The sequence below is a fragment of the Haladaptatus sp. AB618 genome, assembly GCF_024136965.1.
Taxonomy (GTDB): domain Archaea; phylum Halobacteriota; class Halobacteria; order Halobacteriales; family Haladaptataceae; genus Haladaptatus.
Window position 1 is genome coordinate 165,285 of the sequence record NZ_JAMYJX010000004.1, and the last position, 16,540, is coordinate 181,824.

General features: G+C 61.1%; 15 protein-coding genes. 6 read left to right on the top strand and 9 right to left on the bottom strand.

Annotated elements, in window-relative coordinates:
- Positions 1 to 97 precede the first annotated feature (97 nt).
- Both NKF26_RS14145 and NKF26_RS14150 read left to right on the top strand, forming a co-directional pair.
- Positions 98 to 892, top strand: a complete 795-nt coding sequence (locus NKF26_RS14145) for a winged helix-turn-helix domain-containing protein (RefSeq protein WP_253234474.1) — start codon at positions 98 to 100, stop codon at positions 890 to 892.
- Positions 893 to 1,430: 538 nt separating this feature from the next.
- Positions 1,431 to 2,201 carry a deacylase gene (locus tag NKF26_RS14150; protein ID WP_253234475.1) on the top strand — a complete coding sequence of 257 codons (771 nt, stop codon included), beginning with the start codon at positions 1,431 to 1,433 and terminating at the stop codon, positions 2,199 to 2,201.
- Between the two features lie 94 nt (positions 2,202 to 2,295).
- Here NKF26_RS14150 and NKF26_RS14155 read toward each other — a convergent pair whose 3' ends face one another.
- The 6 genes from NKF26_RS14155 to NKF26_RS14180 all read right to left on the bottom strand — a co-directional run bounded on the left by NKF26_RS14155 (position 2,296) and on the right by NKF26_RS14180 (position 8,565).
- Positions 2,296 to 3,561 carry a macrolide family glycosyltransferase gene (locus tag NKF26_RS14155; protein ID WP_253225729.1) on the bottom strand — a complete coding sequence of 422 codons (1,266 nt, stop codon included), beginning with the start codon at positions 3,559 to 3,561 and terminating at the stop codon, positions 2,296 to 2,298.
- A 242-nt stretch (positions 3,562 to 3,803) separates the two neighbouring features.
- Entirely contained in the window at positions 3,804 to 4,571 is a 768-nt protein-coding gene (locus NKF26_RS14160) for a class I SAM-dependent methyltransferase (protein ID WP_253225730.1), read from the bottom strand.
- A gap of 19 nt (positions 4,572 to 4,590) precedes the next feature.
- Positions 4,591 to 5,475, bottom strand: coding sequence for an aldo/keto reductase (locus tag NKF26_RS14165; protein ID WP_253225731.1), 885 nt, complete (start codon positions 5,473 to 5,475; stop codon positions 4,591 to 4,593).
- A 45-nt stretch (positions 5,476 to 5,520) separates the two neighbouring features.
- Positions 5,521 to 6,831, bottom strand: coding sequence for an MFS transporter (locus NKF26_RS14170; protein ID WP_253225732.1), 1,311 nt, complete (start codon positions 6,829 to 6,831; stop codon positions 5,521 to 5,523).
- Positions 6,832 to 7,167: 336 nt separating this feature from the next.
- Positions 7,168 to 7,662: a hypothetical protein gene (locus NKF26_RS14175; RefSeq protein ID WP_253225733.1), complete on the bottom strand. Its 495-nt coding sequence runs from the start codon at positions 7,660 to 7,662 to the stop codon at positions 7,168 to 7,170.
- A 144-nt stretch (positions 7,663 to 7,806) separates the two neighbouring features.
- Positions 7,807 to 8,565, bottom strand: coding sequence for an IclR family transcriptional regulator (locus NKF26_RS14180; protein WP_066147038.1), 759 nt, complete (start codon positions 8,563 to 8,565; stop codon positions 7,807 to 7,809).
- 346 nt (positions 8,566 to 8,911) lie between these two features.
- Between NKF26_RS14180 and NKF26_RS14185 the strand changes: the two genes are divergently transcribed.
- The gene (locus tag NKF26_RS14185; protein WP_253225734.1) at positions 8,912 to 9,889 is read left to right on the top strand and encodes an LLM class flavin-dependent oxidoreductase; all 978 of its coding nucleotides are present in this window, start codon (positions 8,912 to 8,914) and stop codon (positions 9,887 to 9,889) included.
- Complete coding sequence (locus NKF26_RS14190; protein ID WP_253225735.1) at positions 9,886 to 10,944, top strand: Gfo/Idh/MocA family protein; 1,059 nt, start codon at positions 9,886 to 9,888, stop codon at positions 10,942 to 10,944. Before NKF26_RS14185 ends, NKF26_RS14190 begins: the two co-directional genes overlap by 4 nt.
- Before the next feature lie 42 nt (positions 10,945 to 10,986).
- Here the strand turns inward: NKF26_RS14190 and NKF26_RS14195 are convergent, their stop codons facing one another.
- Positions 10,987 to 12,435 carry an enolase C-terminal domain-like protein gene (locus NKF26_RS14195; RefSeq protein ID WP_253225736.1) on the bottom strand — a complete coding sequence of 483 codons (1,449 nt, stop codon included), beginning with the start codon at positions 12,433 to 12,435 and terminating at the stop codon, positions 10,987 to 10,989.
- 85 nt (positions 12,436 to 12,520) lie between these two features.
- Between NKF26_RS14195 and NKF26_RS14200 the strand changes: the two genes are divergently transcribed.
- Positions 12,521 to 13,282 (top strand): sugar phosphate isomerase/epimerase, encoded by a 762-nt coding sequence (locus NKF26_RS14200; RefSeq protein ID WP_253234476.1) that lies wholly within the window; start codon positions 12,521 to 12,523, stop codon positions 13,280 to 13,282.
- Between the two features lie 95 nt (positions 13,283 to 13,377).
- On the opposite strand, the gene NKF26_RS14205 is transcribed toward NKF26_RS14200, so the two are convergent.
- Together NKF26_RS14205 and NKF26_RS14210 are read right to left on the bottom strand one after the other, a co-directional pair.
- Positions 13,378 to 14,112, bottom strand: a complete 735-nt coding sequence (locus NKF26_RS14205; RefSeq protein WP_253234477.1) for a fumarylacetoacetate hydrolase family protein — start codon at positions 14,110 to 14,112, stop codon at positions 13,378 to 13,380.
- A 262-nt stretch (positions 14,113 to 14,374) separates the two neighbouring features.
- Positions 14,375 to 15,139, bottom strand: a complete 765-nt coding sequence (locus tag NKF26_RS14210; protein ID WP_253234478.1) for an IclR family transcriptional regulator — start codon at positions 15,137 to 15,139, stop codon at positions 14,375 to 14,377.
- Positions 15,140 to 15,279: 140 nt separating this feature from the next.
- On the opposite strand from NKF26_RS14210, the gene ilvA reads away from it, so the two are divergent.
- Complete coding sequence (gene ilvA / locus NKF26_RS14215; protein ID WP_253234479.1) at positions 15,280 to 16,497, top strand: threonine ammonia-lyase; 1,218 nt, start codon at positions 15,280 to 15,282, stop codon at positions 16,495 to 16,497.
- The last annotated feature ends 43 nt before the right edge of the window (positions 16,498 to 16,540 follow it).

A 16,540-nucleotide genomic window follows, 5' to 3' on the forward strand; every position in this document is an offset into this window, starting at 1 on the left:
ACAGTGGAAGAACAACTACTCCGTGTAGAGCGTTCATACCGTGAATAACATTCACGGTGTGAAAACAGCTATACGCGTCGGGAGAAATGGGGTTGCTATGGACTCCGCACTCGACGAGATCGAATTCCTCGCGTTGTCGAGTAATCGCGTTACAGTTCTCGATACGTTGTGCGATGATTCATACACGCGACGCGAACTCGAAGAGCAACTGACCGCGTCCCAGCCGACGCTTGGACGTATCCTCCGTGACCTGCAGGAACGGGGATGGATAACGTACGATGGTCGCAGATACACCACCACGGCGACCGGTCAACTCGTCGCGGAGGAGTTCGTCGATCTGTTGGAAACCGTCGAGACCGAGCTCAAACTTCGAGAGGTAGTCGAATGGTTACCCACGGAGGCGATGGATTTCGACCTCCGACACCTTTCGGATGCGACGATCACGACGCCGAGTCAAACGAAACCGGGTGCGCCGGTTCAGCGAGTGCTCGAACTCCTCCATCGCTCCAGCCACGTCCAGTTGTTCTCGTACGCGTTCAACGAACAGAGTCTCGGTGTGATTCGGCAACGGGTACTGGACGGAGCACAGACGTTCGAAGGGGTGCTGTCCGAGGATGCGCTCGCCATGATCACACACGATTCGGCGTTACGGGAGCAACTGCGTGACCTCGTCGAGTCCGGGGACGCCGAAATCCGTCTGTACGACGGGGAAATCCCGTTTGCGGTAACGATTACCGACGACGTCACGCACCTCCTGTTACGCGATCAGGACGACTTCCTTCGTGCGGCGTTGGACACGGACGACGAGGCGGTCCTCACGTGGGCGCGTGGGAAATTCGAGGGATACTGGCAGCGCTCGTCACCGGTCGATGCGGAAACGCTCTCCGAGTAATTTTGCCGGATTCAGCTCCCTCTCCGTACTTCCACAGTGCTTGGAAAGGGCCGATTCGAGTGGAACGTTCCTGGACGCAGCGAGAGCACCGACAGAGGTTCGAGAGCACCACAGGCATCCACTACGTCGTCCTATGGGCCACCAATACGTCGTCTCCCTCGGTGACGTAGTTGAAGAGCGTCGGTTAGTGCCGTCGATCGGTGCGGCGTGAGTCGGATGGAGGTTCGTCGGCGGGATAATATCTGATAGGAAGAACAAAATTTGTGGATGGATGCGCGTAATTCGACCGTGATCGTCCGTCCGATTTTTCGACGATTTCGGTCGTTCGACCGGCCATCGGTCGAGGTATCGAATATCCGTGGCTCGGATACGTTTCGTCACTACATACGGACTCATGCCGAACCTGTTCGCTGCTATTCGGTCCCTTCGAAAGGGATGTCGGATTATAACTAAATCGAATTTGTCCGTAATGCGGGATGTTATGAAAGAACAGGTGACGACTGAGACAGCGGAGTCGGATCGAACGCGTCGTTCGTTTATGCGTCGTACAGGTCTCGTAGCTGCCGGAATCCCTGCCGTGCTCGCCATGCAAGGGACGAGCAGTGCTGCGGATCGAACGACGTACACGATTCGTGACGGGACGCCGGACGAGACCGACGTGTACGTCACGGACACGGGAGAGGGTGGAACGACTGCCGTCGTCGTCGGCGGCATTCAGGGGAACGAACCGGCCGGGAATCGAACTGCGGGCGGTATCGAATCGTGGTCGATAGACAGTGGAAAACTCATCACAATTCCGCGGGCGAACCAAGTCGCCATCGAACGCGATACCTACGTCAACGACAACGGGAACCTCAACCGAAAGTTCCCGCCGGGGGAGACCCCAACCACGCCGCTCGCACGGGCGATTTGGGACGTCATCGAATCGTCCGACCCGGACATCGTGATCAACCTTCATAGCTCGAAAGGGATATATCACGAGGACGTCGGCCCCGACGGGGTCGGGCAAGCCATCTATCCCACTACCGCGTCCGGTGCCGGTGAGGACGCAGTGCAGGCGGCGGGGTACATGAACCGACACCACCTCCCGGACTCGTTCCCCGAGTACTACCGGTTCAAGCGTGGAAACACGATAAACGGAACCCGACCGTTGCTCATCCATAAAGTCGATGCGGACCTCGGCAAACCCGGATTCATCGTCGAGGCGACCCGATACAAAACGGACCTCGAAACGAGGACGAGATGGGAACTGAACATCGTGCGCCACCTGTTGCGTCGCCACGGAATCGAACGAACCTACGAGAACTGACGGACCGGTCTTCCGGGTGAGTGGGCGAGGGGGTCGAGAAATCGGTCTCACTACGGTCGTTACGTCCACCCGTACGACGTAGACACGACACCGATCAGCCTTCGAGTTGGGGTGTCGTTCCCAGTTCCTCGATGGTATCGGCCGCCCGTTCAGCACCGCCAGCGGACCGAGCCGACACATTGAACTCCTCGATAGCTTCGTGATACGGTTCGGCCGTGATCGAGTCGGCGGCGTCGCGGACCGCCGCGGCCGTTACCTCCTCGTCATCGAGGACGACGCCGACCCCAAGGGAACTGACCCGCTCGGCGACGAGATGCTGATCGGCCATATGTGGGACGACGACCGTCGGCGTGCCGAACGATAGCGACTCCATCGTCGAGTTCATCCCGCCGTGGGTGACGAACGCGTCGACGCGGTCGAGCACGTCGAGTTGCGGGACGCGTGAGCGGACGTGGACGTTCTCCGGACTCTCGGCATCGAGGCGGTCGGCATCGGTCTTCGCCTTGAGGACGACCTCCCATTCGCCGTCGTCGAAGGCATCGAAGCAGACGCGGAAGAAGTCGTCGTCCCCACAAATGACGGTTCCGAGGGAAACGTACACCGACCGACGCTCGGCGAGGCGGTCGAGCGGAAGGTCGGCGTCGCGCTGTTCGCCACCGTCGCGCACCATCGGGCCGACGAAAACGTGATCGTCGCCAAACGACGCCGCATCGGGCTGAAATTCGCGGGTCAACGGAACCAGCGCGCGGTCGGTATCCGCGACGAAGAAGTCACTCCGGTCGGGGTCTTCGATGCCGACGTCGGCCAGTAGCTCCAGTATCTCGCCGGAGAATCCGGGTTCCTCGTCGTCGAACGAACGGACGTTCTCGATCAGCGGCGACCCCTCCCGCATGGCGAAACTCGTGTTGAACGACACCGTCGGAGCGTCGAGTTCGTTCGCCACGACACGACCCCACAGGCACATCGGGTCGGTAACCACGCGGTCGACGTCGTCACCGGCGACACGGTCGACGAGCGGCGGGGCGTAATCGAGCGTCTCGGACATGAAACGGACGAGGCGTTCGCGGCGCGAACCCTGACCGTCGTCGGACGGGTTCACGCCCGGTTTCCCGTCGTCGTTCATCCGACTCATCAAGTCGAACTCCTCGCCGAGACGCTCGAACGTCGCGCCGGTCGGTTCGACCACGTCCGCGAACCGTTCGGGCAGGTAATACGTGACTTCGTGACCGCGACCGACGAGTTCGCGCGCCGTCCGCAGCGTCGGGTTGACGTGACCATACGCGGGAAGCGGGAAGATGCCGACGTGAAGCGTGGACTCGACGGTTCGACGTTCGGACTCGGATGTTTCGATTCGATGCATTTGGTCGGGGTTCGGCTCCCACCGGGTTCTTTCTTTCGATAATTTAAGTAACAAAATTATAGTTCCTGAACGTCACGGGGTCGGTCGAATTGGACAAAGAACGACATGGATACGCGTTGTGCTCTACACGGATGGTATCCAATCGTCGCACGCGGACGTACGGGAGTGAGTCGGGATTCGGGACGAAAAGACGTCTCGCAATTCTTGAGCCGAGTTGGAAAGAGACTTCGATGCTCGACGATTCAAGCGGGCAATCGCAGTGCGACGCTGTACATCGTGCCGGTCGATTCCTCGCCGATGGCCGTTGCGACCCGTTTTACTTCCGCGGCCAAAGGCTCGCCGAGTTCGGGTCGAAGTCGAGAACACAACGAGAGCGCCGCGGTGGCGTGCGCCTCGATATGGCTCGCGGTCCACGGCACCGGGTCCAGTAGAATCCGCTTCCGGTCGAACTCCCAGCCGTATCCCGCGAACAGTCGTTCGAGAACCGCCTCCGGATAGAACGTCAGTGCCGGTTTGCCCGTAGCCAACTCGGCCACGGCGTTTTCCAGCGCGAAGAGTTCGCGCACGGCGGCGTCGTCCGGCGGTGGGCGGTAGTCGTCGACCACGAGGTGACAACCGAGGTCCGCGACCCGCGTCAGTTCCGTCGCCACCGCTTCGAGTGATGGTGGCCCAATCAGGTTGAACAGACCGTGAGCGGTGATGATTTCGACCGAGTCGGTTTCGAGTGGGAGGGCACGAAGGTCCGCTTCCAAAACGGCGGTCCGTCCACTTTCGCCATCAGTTCGTTCCCCTTCCCCCTCGCTGTCAGTCCATCCTCCTTCGCCGCCATCGAACCGCTCGCGGACGGCAGTCGCGTGCTCGGGGTCGTTCGTGACGGCGTAGACGCGGCTGGCACCGTCGGCGAGCAGACCGGCCGTCGTGTTGCCCATTCCCGCCCCCGCTTCGAGGCAAGTCGCGCCCGAAACCGGACGGTCGGCGAGAGCGGTCGTAACGGTCCGCGGGATATCCATGGCTGTATCGAGCGAACTCCTAATGATGGAGTTGCTCCGGAACGGGGCTCCGCTCGTGGCGGAGTTTCTCGATGAGCGACCGCTGGGCGGCCTCCTCCATTCCGTCGTAGCGCTCGGCCGCGTCGAGCACCATGGCGACCAGCTTCGGGTCACCCGGGTTGATGACGCTCGTCAGTCCCTGTGCGGCCGCGAAATCGAATCGCTCCTCGATTTCGGCGGGCGTATCGACCGGTTGATACCAGTTCGAATACGGACGGTCCGCCTCGGGAAGTTCGTCGGTCGAAGGCCACGGTCCCTTCGCAAAGGCCTTGATGCCAAGCGTTCCAATGCCCGCGTCATTCGCCCGTTCGATTACCGCTTCGTAGTCGTACTCGTCGTCGTCCTTGCCCACGACGACCGGGTTCATCGGGAACATCACCGTTTCGAGGTCGTCGATTCGGTCGATGGCGTCGAGGATAAGCTGTGGGTTCCCGTGACTCGTCAACCCGATGTGACCGATTCGTCCGTCGGCTTTGGCCTCCCGAAACGCTTCGAGCGCGCCGCCATCGCCCGTGATGGTGTCCAATTCCTCCTCGTATTCGAGACCGTGTACCTGATACAGGTCGATGTGATCGACGCCGAGGCGGTTGAGTGACGCGTCGAGTTTCCGTTTCGCCCCCTCGTATCCCCGTTCCTGTGTCTTACAGCCGAGGAAAATCTCCTCACGGTGTTGGCGGAGTTTCGGCCCAAGTTTCAGTTCCGCATCGCCGTAGGTCGGGGCGACGTCGAAATGATTGATGCCGTGATCGAGCACGAGTTCGACCATCTGGTTCGCACCCTCCTGTTCGAGCCAGTTGAGCGCGATGGCACCGAACGTCATGATGGAACTGTCGTGACCGGTGGTACCCAATGAGCGCGTCTGCATGGTAGCTAATTACTGCCGGTCAACAAAAGCGTATGTCTCGGGGTATCAGTCGGCGGGTTGGGAGTCGCGGTTCAGGAAGATCCGAGAGATTTCCGCGCCGAGGTCGTCGCCGGAGTGCGTCTCCTCGACCTGCGTGTACACGAGCACGAGGCCGAGCGTCGCCAGCGCGGCGGCGAACACGAACGGCACGACGTAGCCGAAGCTGACGAGCCATCCGCCCGCGAGCGGGCCGATTGCGGTGCCGAGACCGAACGCCATCGTCAGCACCGAGAGCGTCGTTCCGGCGTTCGAGTTCCGCGCGATGTCTCCGGCGAGCGCGAAGGCGGGCGCGAACACCATCGCACCCGCGATTCCTTGCACGAACCGAGCGCCGATCATTCCGAGCGGCGTCGCGACGAACCCTTGTGCGACCGTCGCGGGAATGAGGAAGACGAGACCGATAAGGATGAACGGCTTCCGGCCGTACTTGTCACTCGCGGTGCCGACAGGTGTCTGCATGACGACCTGTCCGAGCGTGAACGCCGCGAACTCGATCCCGAAGAGCGTCGCACTTTGCCCGAGATGGTTGTTGATGATGCTTTCGAGGGGAGAGAGGATGGCGATGCCGATGGCCATGAACAGCGACGCGAGACCGAGCGTGAACACGGAGTCGAGGGTACCGTGACCGGCGTGTTGCTCGAAGACAGCGATACTGTGATCGCCGCCCGCGTCCGCCGTGTGCTCCGCATCGAAATCGACGTCGGGGTCGCTCACCAGCACGAAGACGAGGAGTGCGCCGACGAGTGCACCGAGCGTCGCGATGTAGAACGCCGCCTCGAAGCCCGTGATGCTGTAGCCGAGGAGCGTGTACGGGCCACCGTAGATGACGGTGCCCGCCGCGACGGGACCGATACCGAACCCGAGCATGCGGAACGTGTTGAACACGCCCATCGACCCGCCACGGTTGTCGTCCGTAGAGAGGTCGTTCACGAGCGCGACGGTCGCCGGCACGGTGACGGCAACGCCGATACCTTGCCCGATGCGGATGAGGAGCATCGCGCTGTAATTCCCGGCGAGGGAGTACGCGAAGTTCGAGACGGCGAGGATGAGAAGGCCGACGACGACGAAGACCTTCCGTTTCCCGCTCTTGTCCGAGAGGCTCCCCGCGATGGGTTGGACGCCGCTCATGAAGAAGCCGAACGCGGAGAGGATGAGCCCCGTGACGAGGGCAGTGCTGAGGCCGAACGTCCCGCCGCTCACCATACCGCTCCCGATGTAGAGCGGGAGGACGATGATGAGGAACGAGTTCCCGATGGAATCGGCCATCCGCGCGAACGCGAGCGCGAGGACGCGTCTGTCGGTGTCGAGGATACCCACTATCGGGGCCCCCTGTCGATCGTACTGTGTGTGCTGTGGCTCCGAATCATATCTTACTAACCAATCAGTCAGCCATCCGCTTAAACGTTCGGTTCGCGACAACCGATGTACCCCAAATAACACCGACGACCGTTTGGAGCGTTGAAACGTCGGTGATAACCGAACACACGGGACGTTTTCACACACCTAGCTGACTGATTCGTCAGTAAGTCCATTGTGGTATCGTGAGCGTACTTGACGGATCGAGAACGATAACTAGTCGATCGTTTCATCAGGATCGAATCGCATCGAAAACGTTCATCGCACGTCTGTAATTACGTCCCCGAACGCCGGAGATTACGTCCCCGAAAACGTCCGCGTGAGCGCGCTCCGGAACCGTCGCCCGCTGTACGCGAAGAGGACGGCAATCCAAAGCGTGACGACGCCGATGGGGTAGACGGTGATTTGGTTCTGGTCGTTCAACGCGAGGGTGAACCGCAACATCTCCAATCCGGAGATGAACAGCAACCCGGCGGTAATCCGCCGGTCGCCATAGCCGAGATAGCCGAGCGCGGCGGTGAGCAACGCCAGTAGATAGCAGACGACGCCGACCATCCGCATGACCATGAAATCGGGGGTAAACGGCGTGAGCGGGGGCAGTGAGAAGAAGTTGAAACCGGAGAGGCCGACCTTGGTCGAACCGAACATGAAGATGACGTAGTACCCCTTCGGCCACGTCACGATTTCCCACGGGATGAGTCCGACGAGCACCAACACCGCGGCACGGTAGTATCCCCACCAGTCCCGTCCGCCCCCCGACCGAACCGCCGTGTCGCTAGAGTTGCGACTCATTGGTGAAAATGAGGACGCAACGGCGAAAAGGATTGCTACTTCGATGGTCGAAACGTACGCAGTCGGCGGGGTCGTGACAACGGGACCCGAGACCCGCCGGAACACCGCAAAGAAAATCGGTGGTGGGGAGACGAGCGAGAAGGACTACAGCGAAGTCGCGTTGATTTCGATGACATTTGCCGCCCGGTATACGATTTGTGACAACTGTTCGAGGCGGTCGTCGTCCATCCGACTCGTCGGCCCGATGACACTGATCGCTCCGTAGACACCACCGTCCTGTTTTTTGATCGGCACCCCGACACCGACCAGTCCCGGGATCGACTCCTCCCGGTTGTAGGCGAACCCCTTCTCCCTGATCTCCGCCAGTTCTTCGCGGAGTTGCGTTTCGTCGGTGATGGTGTTCTCCGTTCGCGCTTCGAGTTCGACGTCGTCGAGGAAGCGTTCGAGTTCCTCGTCCGTCTTGTACGCGAGTATGGCCTTGCCGACCGCCGTGTGGTAGAGGTTGTTGCGGTAGCCGATGTACAGTTCCGTCTGAACGGCGTTCTCGCCGTTGGTCGTGTAGAGACAGATCCCTTGGTGTTGCTCTTCGACGGTGAAGAGCGCACGTTCCCCGCTTTCCTCCGCCAAGGTGTCCACCTCGTCGCTGACGAGGTCGTAGATATCGAAGCGGTTACGCACGTGGTGGGCGATGTCGATAAACCGAAGCCCGAGACAATATTTCTCGCCATCCTTCACGACGTACCCGTACTCACGGAGCGTCGCCAGATAACAGTGCGCTGCGCTTTTCGAGATGTCGAGGTGGTCGGCGAGTTCCGTCACTCCGAGCCGTTCGTGTTTTTGGAGCGCGCTTATGATGTCGAGGGAGGTTTGGGTTGATTTTACGGGATTTTTAGCCTCGTTCATCTTTCTCAGTACTGTTGTCAGCTGTTGGCATAAGCGTTTGGAATAACCAAACGCACGCTGTCGACCATTTTCCGCCACGAAAATGAGCGATCATCATATAGTTCGCGAATATGGTTTTCTCTTACCATTATACAGACGTCGCTATTCTTCATCGATCTATCAATCTTCCAATTATCACGTTTCGTTGATAAACAGGAACGGAGGTATCGTTTGCTCGCCCAACCGCGTCAATCAGTTCCATGCTAGACGGAAACTATATTAAAGCAGTTGCGTATATCTGTAATATGCGCAGAGTAGCGTTTGCAAGCCGTGTAGAACGAAATCCGTCTCACGCGAGGATTCCGACATGAAGTTCGGGGTGTTCCTCAACCAGTATTACACGGAGGACAGCGAGTTCGGCGTCGGAAACCTCTACGAACAGGTCGAGTTGATGGAGGAGGTCGGGTTCGACTCCGCGACGCTCGGCGAGCGACACATCCACGAGGAGGGGTTCGTGGAACCGATCACCGCGCTCGCGGCCATCGCCGCGCGAACCGAACGGCTCGAACTCGGCACCGCGGCGATGCTTCCCGCGCTGTACAACCCGCTCCACCTCGCCGAGCAGGTGGCAATGATAGACGAGATTTCCGGCGGTCGCGCCGCGTTCGGCGCGGCGCTCGGCTATCGGGAGCGCGAACTCGCGCCGTTCGACGTGGAGATGGACGAACGGGTCGGCAAGTTCCTCGAATCGATTACGCTCCTCAAACGGCTGTGGTCCGAATCGAGCGTCACGCACGACGGCGATCACTGGTCGTTCGACGACGTCTTCCTGAGTCCGCGACCGGACGAGGTCCCGGTTTGGATCGGCGGCCACGCCGACATCGCCATCAAGCGGGCCGCCTACCGCGGCGACGCCTGGATCGCCAGCGCGTCGTCGACGACGGCGGACCTCGAAGAACAGATCGGCGTGTACGAGGACGCGCTCGACGAGTTCGGCATGAGCCGCGAGGAGAACGACGTCATCCTCATGCGCGACTGTTACGTCGCTGACTCCGTCGATGCCGCACGCGAAGCGATCGAGCCGTATCTCCTGAACCTCTATCAACTGTACGCTCGCTGGGGGCAGACGTACATGGACGAAAACGAAGTCGAGGTGGACTACGACGAACTCGACGAGAAGTTCGTTATCGGGACGCCGGAGAACTGTATCGAACAGCTCCGAACCTACGAGGACCTCGGCGTCGATCACGTCCTCATTCGATGCCAGTTCCCGGGACAACCGCAGGAGTCGGCGATGACGTGTCTCGAACGATTCGGCGAGGAAGTCATCCCCGCGTTCAAATGACGACGAAAATCGGCTACGTCGGGTTGAACCATCACCACTGTCGCCCGTATCTCGACAGCATCGACCAGCTCAACGCCGAACTGACGGCGACCGCCGACGAGCAGTTCACCCCGGAAGCGTTGGATATCGAGACGCCGAGCGACGTTCCCCACTACGATTCCGCCGAGCGGATGCTGGACGATTCGGACGTCGACCTCGTCTGGATAACGCTCTCGAACCGCGAGACGCCCGAGGTCATCGAAGCGGCCGTCGAGCGAGGTATCGACGTGTTCACCGAGAAACCCGCCGCCCGGACGGCCGCCGACCTCGAACCGGTCGCGGCCGCTGCTCGCGACTCGGACGCCACTGTCGGGGTCTCATACACGTGGCGCGGCCATCCGATTTCGAAACAGCTCCACGAACTCCGGCGGTCCGGGTTTTTCGGGGACGTTCGGAGCTTCGACCTCCGGTTCGTCGCCTCGTCGCTGCGGACGCGGGACACGGACCATTACCTCTTCGAGAACGCTGCGAGTCGCGGCGGTATCGTCCAATGGCTCGGCGTCCACTGGCTCGATCTGGTGCCGTGGATACTCGACGACCCGATCGTTCGTGTGAACGCGAACCTCTCGGCCGGAACCCCGGAGGTCGATATCGAGGACGGGGCGACGCTCCAGTTGGAAACGGAATCCGGAGCAATCGGCACGCACACCTGCGGCTACTACCTCCGCGAGGGGCGATACGATACGCGGATTCAGGTGTACGGCGAGGAGGGGCGGAGCGATTGGGACCCGATGGGCGAGACGTTCGGCTTCGAGGGGGAGACGACGCTCGAACTCGGCTCCTCGGATGGCGACTGGGTAAGCACGCCACACCGGCGGATCACACACGAATATCAGTCCGCGCCGGGCTACGGCGGACGCTGGGGAATCGAGTTCTTCGAGCGGATGCTGCGCGCCAGGAACGGCGCTACCCCCATGCCAGCCGATTTGGACGACGCGCTCGAAGTCCTGCGGGTTCTCGATGCGGTGTACGAATCCGCGCGAACCGGGACGTGGGAATCCGTCGACTGCGTGTAGGAATCGAACCCTTCGCGTTCGCATCCTCGTCCGCGTTTCCGATCAGTCCTCGTAGATCGAGTCGATTTCCCACTCCGCTACCGGAGTGAACTCCGATGCGTCGAGGTCGATATCGTACCCGAACGGTGCTTCGAGAACGGACCCCAAGGAAATTTTCCCGTCGTGGATATCGAGCGTGGCGAACCCGTTCGGGTGGCGACGATAGAGGTCGCCGTGGTTTTCGAGGATTTGGTCCTGAACATCGTCCGAATACATGTCGAGGCCCAAGTAGTAGTGGTGTCCGTTTCGCTCGACGTGGTCCATCCCGATGGTCGCCATCGTAGCGAGGTCCTCCCCCAACTCGACGGGACCGAGCGTCGTGAGGTCCTCGCCGCTCATCAGGTACGTCCCGTCCGTCGTTCGCCGTCGATGTTCGATCAGACACCGATTCACGAGTCCCTTGATGACGCCCTTGCAGTTCTTGTGACTCGTCCCGGCGTAGCCGCAGTCGAGGGCCGTTCGGAGACTGGTGGGATGGTCGTCCGACTCGTCGATGATGACGGGCGGCCGGTCGGTCCACGCGTCGAACGTCGCGCGCGTGCCCTCGCTGAACGCCTCGTCCCGCGGGAGGGGTTGTTCGACGTACAGGAGATGGTCGAAGAACGGTTCGAGGGTCGAATCTGTTTGCATCGTCTCCCACTGGCGTCGAAACTCCGCGACGCTCCCGTACTGTTCGTTCGCGTCCAGCGAGAAGGCGTAGTCGTCGAGCGAACTCCGTTCGAGGAGGGCGTGAATCCTTCGAAGCCGGTCGGCGTCGCTCGGCGTGGCCGCGAGCTTGATCTTGAAATGATTCACGCCCTGCTCCTCGATGTACTCCGTGAGCGACTGCGGGAGGCCGTCGTCGAGTCTGTCAGCGACTGCGACGTCCTCGTCGGTCAGCGGGTCGCTCAACCCGACGGTGTGCCGGATTCGCATCTCCCGTCGTGGCGTTTCGGGGAGGAGTTCCGTCGGCTTCCGACCGTCGAGTTCGTCGTAGAGTTTCCCCATCTCGATACCGAGGGTGTTCTCGTGGACGGCGGTAGGGAACGTCGTTTCTGTCGCCCGGCAGAAGGCGTCTATCAACGCCTGCTCGATCAAACTGACGCCGTAGCTCCACAACAACGCCGGATGATCGGTCGGTTCGGCCCAGTCGCCGACCTGTTCGAACAGCGACTGCCAATAGGCGAAGACCGTCGGGTGGGGGTCCATGGCCGTTGCGTACTCACACGTCGCCTCGAACACCTCCAGCATCCCCTCGATTCCGTCTTCGAGCGTCATCTCCGGGTCCTTGTGGAACCACATCGGCGCGAGCGCGCCCATGCTCGACCCCTGTGCCGTTCGCCCGTCGATATCGGCGGTGAGGGAGACGAGGATTTGCGGGCCTTCAGTGACGTGCACGTTTCCGAAGTGAAACGACATCCGTCGGCGGAGGTTGATGGTGGACAACTCCGTCTCGGAGATGGTGATTGCCATATCGGGACCTCGGACCGTGAAACAATAAATCATCTCCCGCTCGCACCGACCAAACGTTTTTACCATCGACTCGAAAGTATCCGACATGCACATCGGGCTTTGTACGATAGCCGACGGAGAGTCGCCCGTCGGGGAGGTCATGCGGGAAGCAGCGGCCGCCGGTTACGACGGTGTCGAAATCTGGGGCCGAGGACACGTCGACGGCACGAACGGCACGCCGGACGAAGCGCGTCGAACTGCGATCGATCTGAATCTCGATATCCCGACCTACGGTTCCTATCTCCGGCCGGGAACGCCCGAGTTCGCCGAGTCCTACGAGGCGGAACTCGAAATCGCGACCGCTCTCGGTGCGAACCTCGTTCGCGTCTGGGCGGGAAATCAGGAGTACGGCGTCCACGACCCCGGTCATTGGAAACGGACGGTTTCGGACCTCCGCGAGTTGGCAACCGTGGCGTCGGAACGGGATATCGGCGTCACCGTCGAGAAACACGAGGGGACGCTCACCGACGACGGTGCGGGCGCTCGGCGATTGATCGAGCGGGTGGACGAACCGAACTGCGGCCTCAACTGGCAACCGCTGTTCGGCATGACGTCGGATGCGATTCGGGCGGAAGTCGAGGACCTCGCACCGCTGAGCAACAACGTCCACATTCAGGCCGTTCCCGAATCGGGCGCGGCGACGCGCTGTGCGTTGACGGACGCCTTCTTCGACGTCGAACACGTCGTTCGAACGTTGCAGGCCGCCGATTTCGACGGCTACGTGAACGTCGAGTTCGTCCGTGACGACATCCACTTCGTACGAGCCATCGAAGCCGACCTCGACTACCTTCGGTCGCTCGCCCGGTGATGCCAGCGTTGCCTACGACACCGTCACGGACCACGTACCACGGTGCACATTTCATGGACCACGTGTCACGGAGCACATTTCACGGGAACCGTTCATCATCGAGCAATCACGTGATTCCGGAGCGTACCGACTCCCTCGAACTCGACTTCGACCACGTCGCCGTCCGAAAGCGCGTCCGGGCCGAACGGCGTCCCCGTCGCGATAACGTCGCCCGGTTCGAGGGTGATGAGTCGGGAGACGTCGGCGACCAACTCGGGAACTGAGAATATCGTCATCTCCCTCGTGGTCTCCTGTTTCACCTCGCCGTTGTGTCGGAGTTGCAGCGTCGCATCGTCCGGGACTTCGTCCGGCGTCGCGATGACCGGACCGATCGGGAGCGAACCGTCGAACGCCTTGCCGCGAACCCAGTTTCGCTCTTCGGCCTGGTCGTCCCGGTTCGAGATGTCGTTCACGCAGGTGAACCCCTCGACGTAGGCCATCGCGTCGTCCGTATCGACGTCCCGACACTGCGTTCCGATGACGATGCCGAACTCGGCTTCGAACTCCACGAGGTCCTTACCGGGTGGCAGTTCGATGGCGTCGTCGTGCCCGCTCACGCAGTTCGGTCCCTTGAGGAAGAGTTCGGGTCGCTCGGGTAAGTCGTCGAACCCTGACTCCTCCCGGTGGTCCATGTAGCCACCCGCCTGGCAGATGACTTTCGTCGGTTCGCACGGGGGGAGCGTTTCCACGGATTCCACGTCGTAGGTTCGATTGCCCGCTTCGATGGTGCCCTTGACCAGTTCACCGGTTCGGGCGATACCCGTCTCGTCACGAAAACGTATCGTTCGCATAGACGAGAGAGGGTTGGAAGGGGGAGGTAACGAATGTTTGGGTTCGACCACTGGATGGCGTGAAATTTGTAACGCCGCCGGAGCGACCCGGTGGTTGTCGTTATGGTATCGATGAGCACGGGTCGTTTGGAATTACGAAACACCCCGCTTCCCCCGAAACCACCCCATTACAAAGATATCTCTGTAACGCGTATCGTCTCGGCGACGGTTTCGATCAGTTCGGCGTCCTATCGGTGATACGGTGTTTGGTATTACGAAACGGTTATCGAGCTATCGACGTCGAATTGATCTCGATGACGTTCACGGCGTGATGGATCATTTCTGAGATCTCGTCCAGTCGATCACCGGTCATCCGACTCGTCGGTCCGATGACGCTGACTGCGCCGTACACGCCGCCGTCTCGCGCCCGAACGGGTGCACCGGCACCGACGAGACCGGCGATGGTTTCCTCCCGATTGAACGCGATGCCGTCGTCCCGAACGTCTTCGAGTTCCGCTCGCAACTGTTCGCGGGTCGAAATCGTGTGTTCGGTGTGTTTCGTGAACTCCAAGCCCCCTATCAGTTCGTCCCGCCGTTCCCGCGGCATGTACGCGAGTATCGCCTTCCCGACGGCGGTGTGATGGAGGTCGTTTCGATAGCCGACGTACAGTTCGGTCTGGACGGCCATGTCGCCGCTCGCTTTGTAGAGGCACACCCCTTTTCCCTGTTCTTCGACGGTGAACAGGGCCAACTCGCCGCTTCGCTCGGCCAGCGTATCGACCTCGTCGGTGACGAGGTCGTAGATTTCGAACCGATTGCGGACGTGGTGGGACATGTCGAGGAACTGTGGACCGAGTAGATACATCCCGTCCTCCCGCACCACGTAGCCGTTCTGGCGCAGCGTCGAGAGGTGGCTATGGATCGTCCCCTTCGAGACGTCCAACTCGGTGGCCAGTTCCGTCACGCCCATCCGCCGATGTTCCTGAAGCGAATCGACGATATCGAGGGCGGTCTGTACCGCTTTGACCGGATTCCTTGCTTCGTTCATACTAACTCGTTCGGAATTAGGTTGTGGGACGATCGATATCAATGTTTTCTCGACCGAAATGATAGTTCACCGACCGAAACGCCCGTTTCCCTTCCCGGAACAAACTAATAACGAGCGTGAGTGGGCAGCGATAGAGACCCATGCAAGCAATCACGTACGATCGAATCGCGGATGCGGCGGAGCACTTCGACGACGACATCGTCCAGCACACGCCGACGGACCTGAGCCGTTCGATAGGGCGAACGGTCGGCGCGGACGTGCATCTCAAGATGGAACACCTCCAGCGTACGGGATCGTTCAAGACGCGCGGCGCGTTCAACAAGATGCGGGCGCTCCAAGCGGACACGGACGTCGAGCGTGTCGTCGCCGCGAGCGCCGGAAATCACGCACAGGGCGTCGCGCTGACGGCGACGAACGCCGGGTTCGACGCGACCATCGTCATGCCGACGGACGCACCGCAGGCGAAAATCGACGCGACCAGAGGGTACGGTGCCGACGTGATTTTGCACGGGAACGACTTTCAGGCCGCCATGAATCACGCCCACGAGTTGGCCGACTCCCCCCGAACGGGATTCATCCACGCCTACGACGACCCGGACATTATCGCGGGACAGGGGACCATCGGCCTCGAAATCGTCGAGGACGTGCCCGACGTGGATACCGTCCTCGTCCCCATCGGCGGCGGTGGGTTGATCGCCGGAGTCGGCTGCGCCCTCGCGGAACTCGCCCCCGACGTCCGCCTCGTCGGGGTTCAGGCCGCATCCGCCGCGACGGTCCCCACGAGTTTGCAGAAGGGCCTCCCCCAGACGAACGACGACGTGGATACCATCGCCGACGGCATCGCCACTGGCGGCATCTCCGAGTTGACCCTGGAGTACATCGACGCGTACGTGGACGACGTCGTCACCGTTCCCGACTCTGCCATCGCACGTGCCATCATGTTACTCCTCGAACGCGCGAAGCAGTTCGTCGAGGGAGCGGGTGCGGCCGCCGTCGCACCGCTCCTCACCGACGCGATAGACGTTCGGGACGAAGTCGTCGTGCCGGTGTTGAGCGGAGGGAACCTCGACGCCTCCATGCTCCAAACGGTGTTGAGTCACGAACTCACCCAGCGAGACCGACTGCTCGAACTCCGCATCCGTATCGACGACCGACCGGGCGTGCTGGAGGAGATTTCGGGCGTCGTCTCGGACCACAACGCGAACATCCGAACCGTCAACCACCACCGCGCACACAGCGAACTCGCCGTCGGCGAGGCGTTCGTCACCTACCAAATCGAAACGAGCGGCGTCGAGCACGCCGATAACATCAAAGACGCCATCGAAGCCGTGGGCTACGAGGTGTCGCAGGTCAACTGACTCCGACCGACCGAGTCGTCACCTCCTCGTGAACTGCGATTCG

Excerpts from the sequence above, each read along its gene's own strand:
- NKF26_RS14145 (WP_253234474.1), top strand. The coding sequence starts at position 98 with ATGGACTCCGCACTCGACGAGATCGAATTCCTCGCGTTGTCGAGTAAT.
- NKF26_RS14150 (WP_253234475.1), top strand. The coding sequence starts at position 1,431 with ATGCGTCGTACAGGTCTCGTAGCTGCCGGAATCCCTGCCGTGCTCGCC.
- NKF26_RS14155 (WP_253225729.1), bottom strand. The coding sequence starts at position 3,561 with ATGCATCGAATCGAAACATCCGAGTCCGAACGTCGAACCGTCGAGTCC.
- NKF26_RS14160 (WP_253225730.1), bottom strand. The coding sequence starts at position 4,571 with ATGGATATCCCGCGGACCGTTACGACCGCTCTCGCCGACCGTCCGGTT.
- NKF26_RS14165 (WP_253225731.1), bottom strand. The coding sequence starts at position 5,475 with ATGCAGACGCGCTCATTGGGTACCACCGGTCACGACAGTTCCATCATG.
- NKF26_RS14175 (WP_253225733.1), bottom strand. The coding sequence starts at position 7,662 with ATGAGTCGCAACTCTAGCGACACGGCGGTTCGGTCGGGGGGCGGACGG.
- NKF26_RS14180 (WP_066147038.1), bottom strand. The coding sequence starts at position 8,565 with ATGAACGAGGCTAAAAATCCCGTAAAATCAACCCAAACCTCCCTCGAC.
- NKF26_RS14185 (WP_253225734.1), top strand. The coding sequence starts at position 8,912 with ATGAAGTTCGGGGTGTTCCTCAACCAGTATTACACGGAGGACAGCGAG.
- NKF26_RS14190 (WP_253225735.1), top strand. The coding sequence starts at position 9,886 with ATGACGACGAAAATCGGCTACGTCGGGTTGAACCATCACCACTGTCGC.
- NKF26_RS14195 (WP_253225736.1), bottom strand. The coding sequence starts at position 12,435 with ATGGCAATCACCATCTCCGAGACGGAGTTGTCCACCATCAACCTCCGC.
- NKF26_RS14200 (WP_253234476.1), top strand. The coding sequence starts at position 12,521 with ATGCACATCGGGCTTTGTACGATAGCCGACGGAGAGTCGCCCGTCGGG.
- NKF26_RS14205 (WP_253234477.1), bottom strand. The coding sequence starts at position 14,112 with ATGCGAACGATACGTTTTCGTGACGAGACGGGTATCGCCCGAACCGGT.
- NKF26_RS14210 (WP_253234478.1), bottom strand. The coding sequence starts at position 15,139 with ATGAACGAAGCAAGGAATCCGGTCAAAGCGGTACAGACCGCCCTCGAT.
- ilvA (WP_253234479.1), top strand. The coding sequence starts at position 15,280 with ATGCAAGCAATCACGTACGATCGAATCGCGGATGCGGCGGAGCACTTC.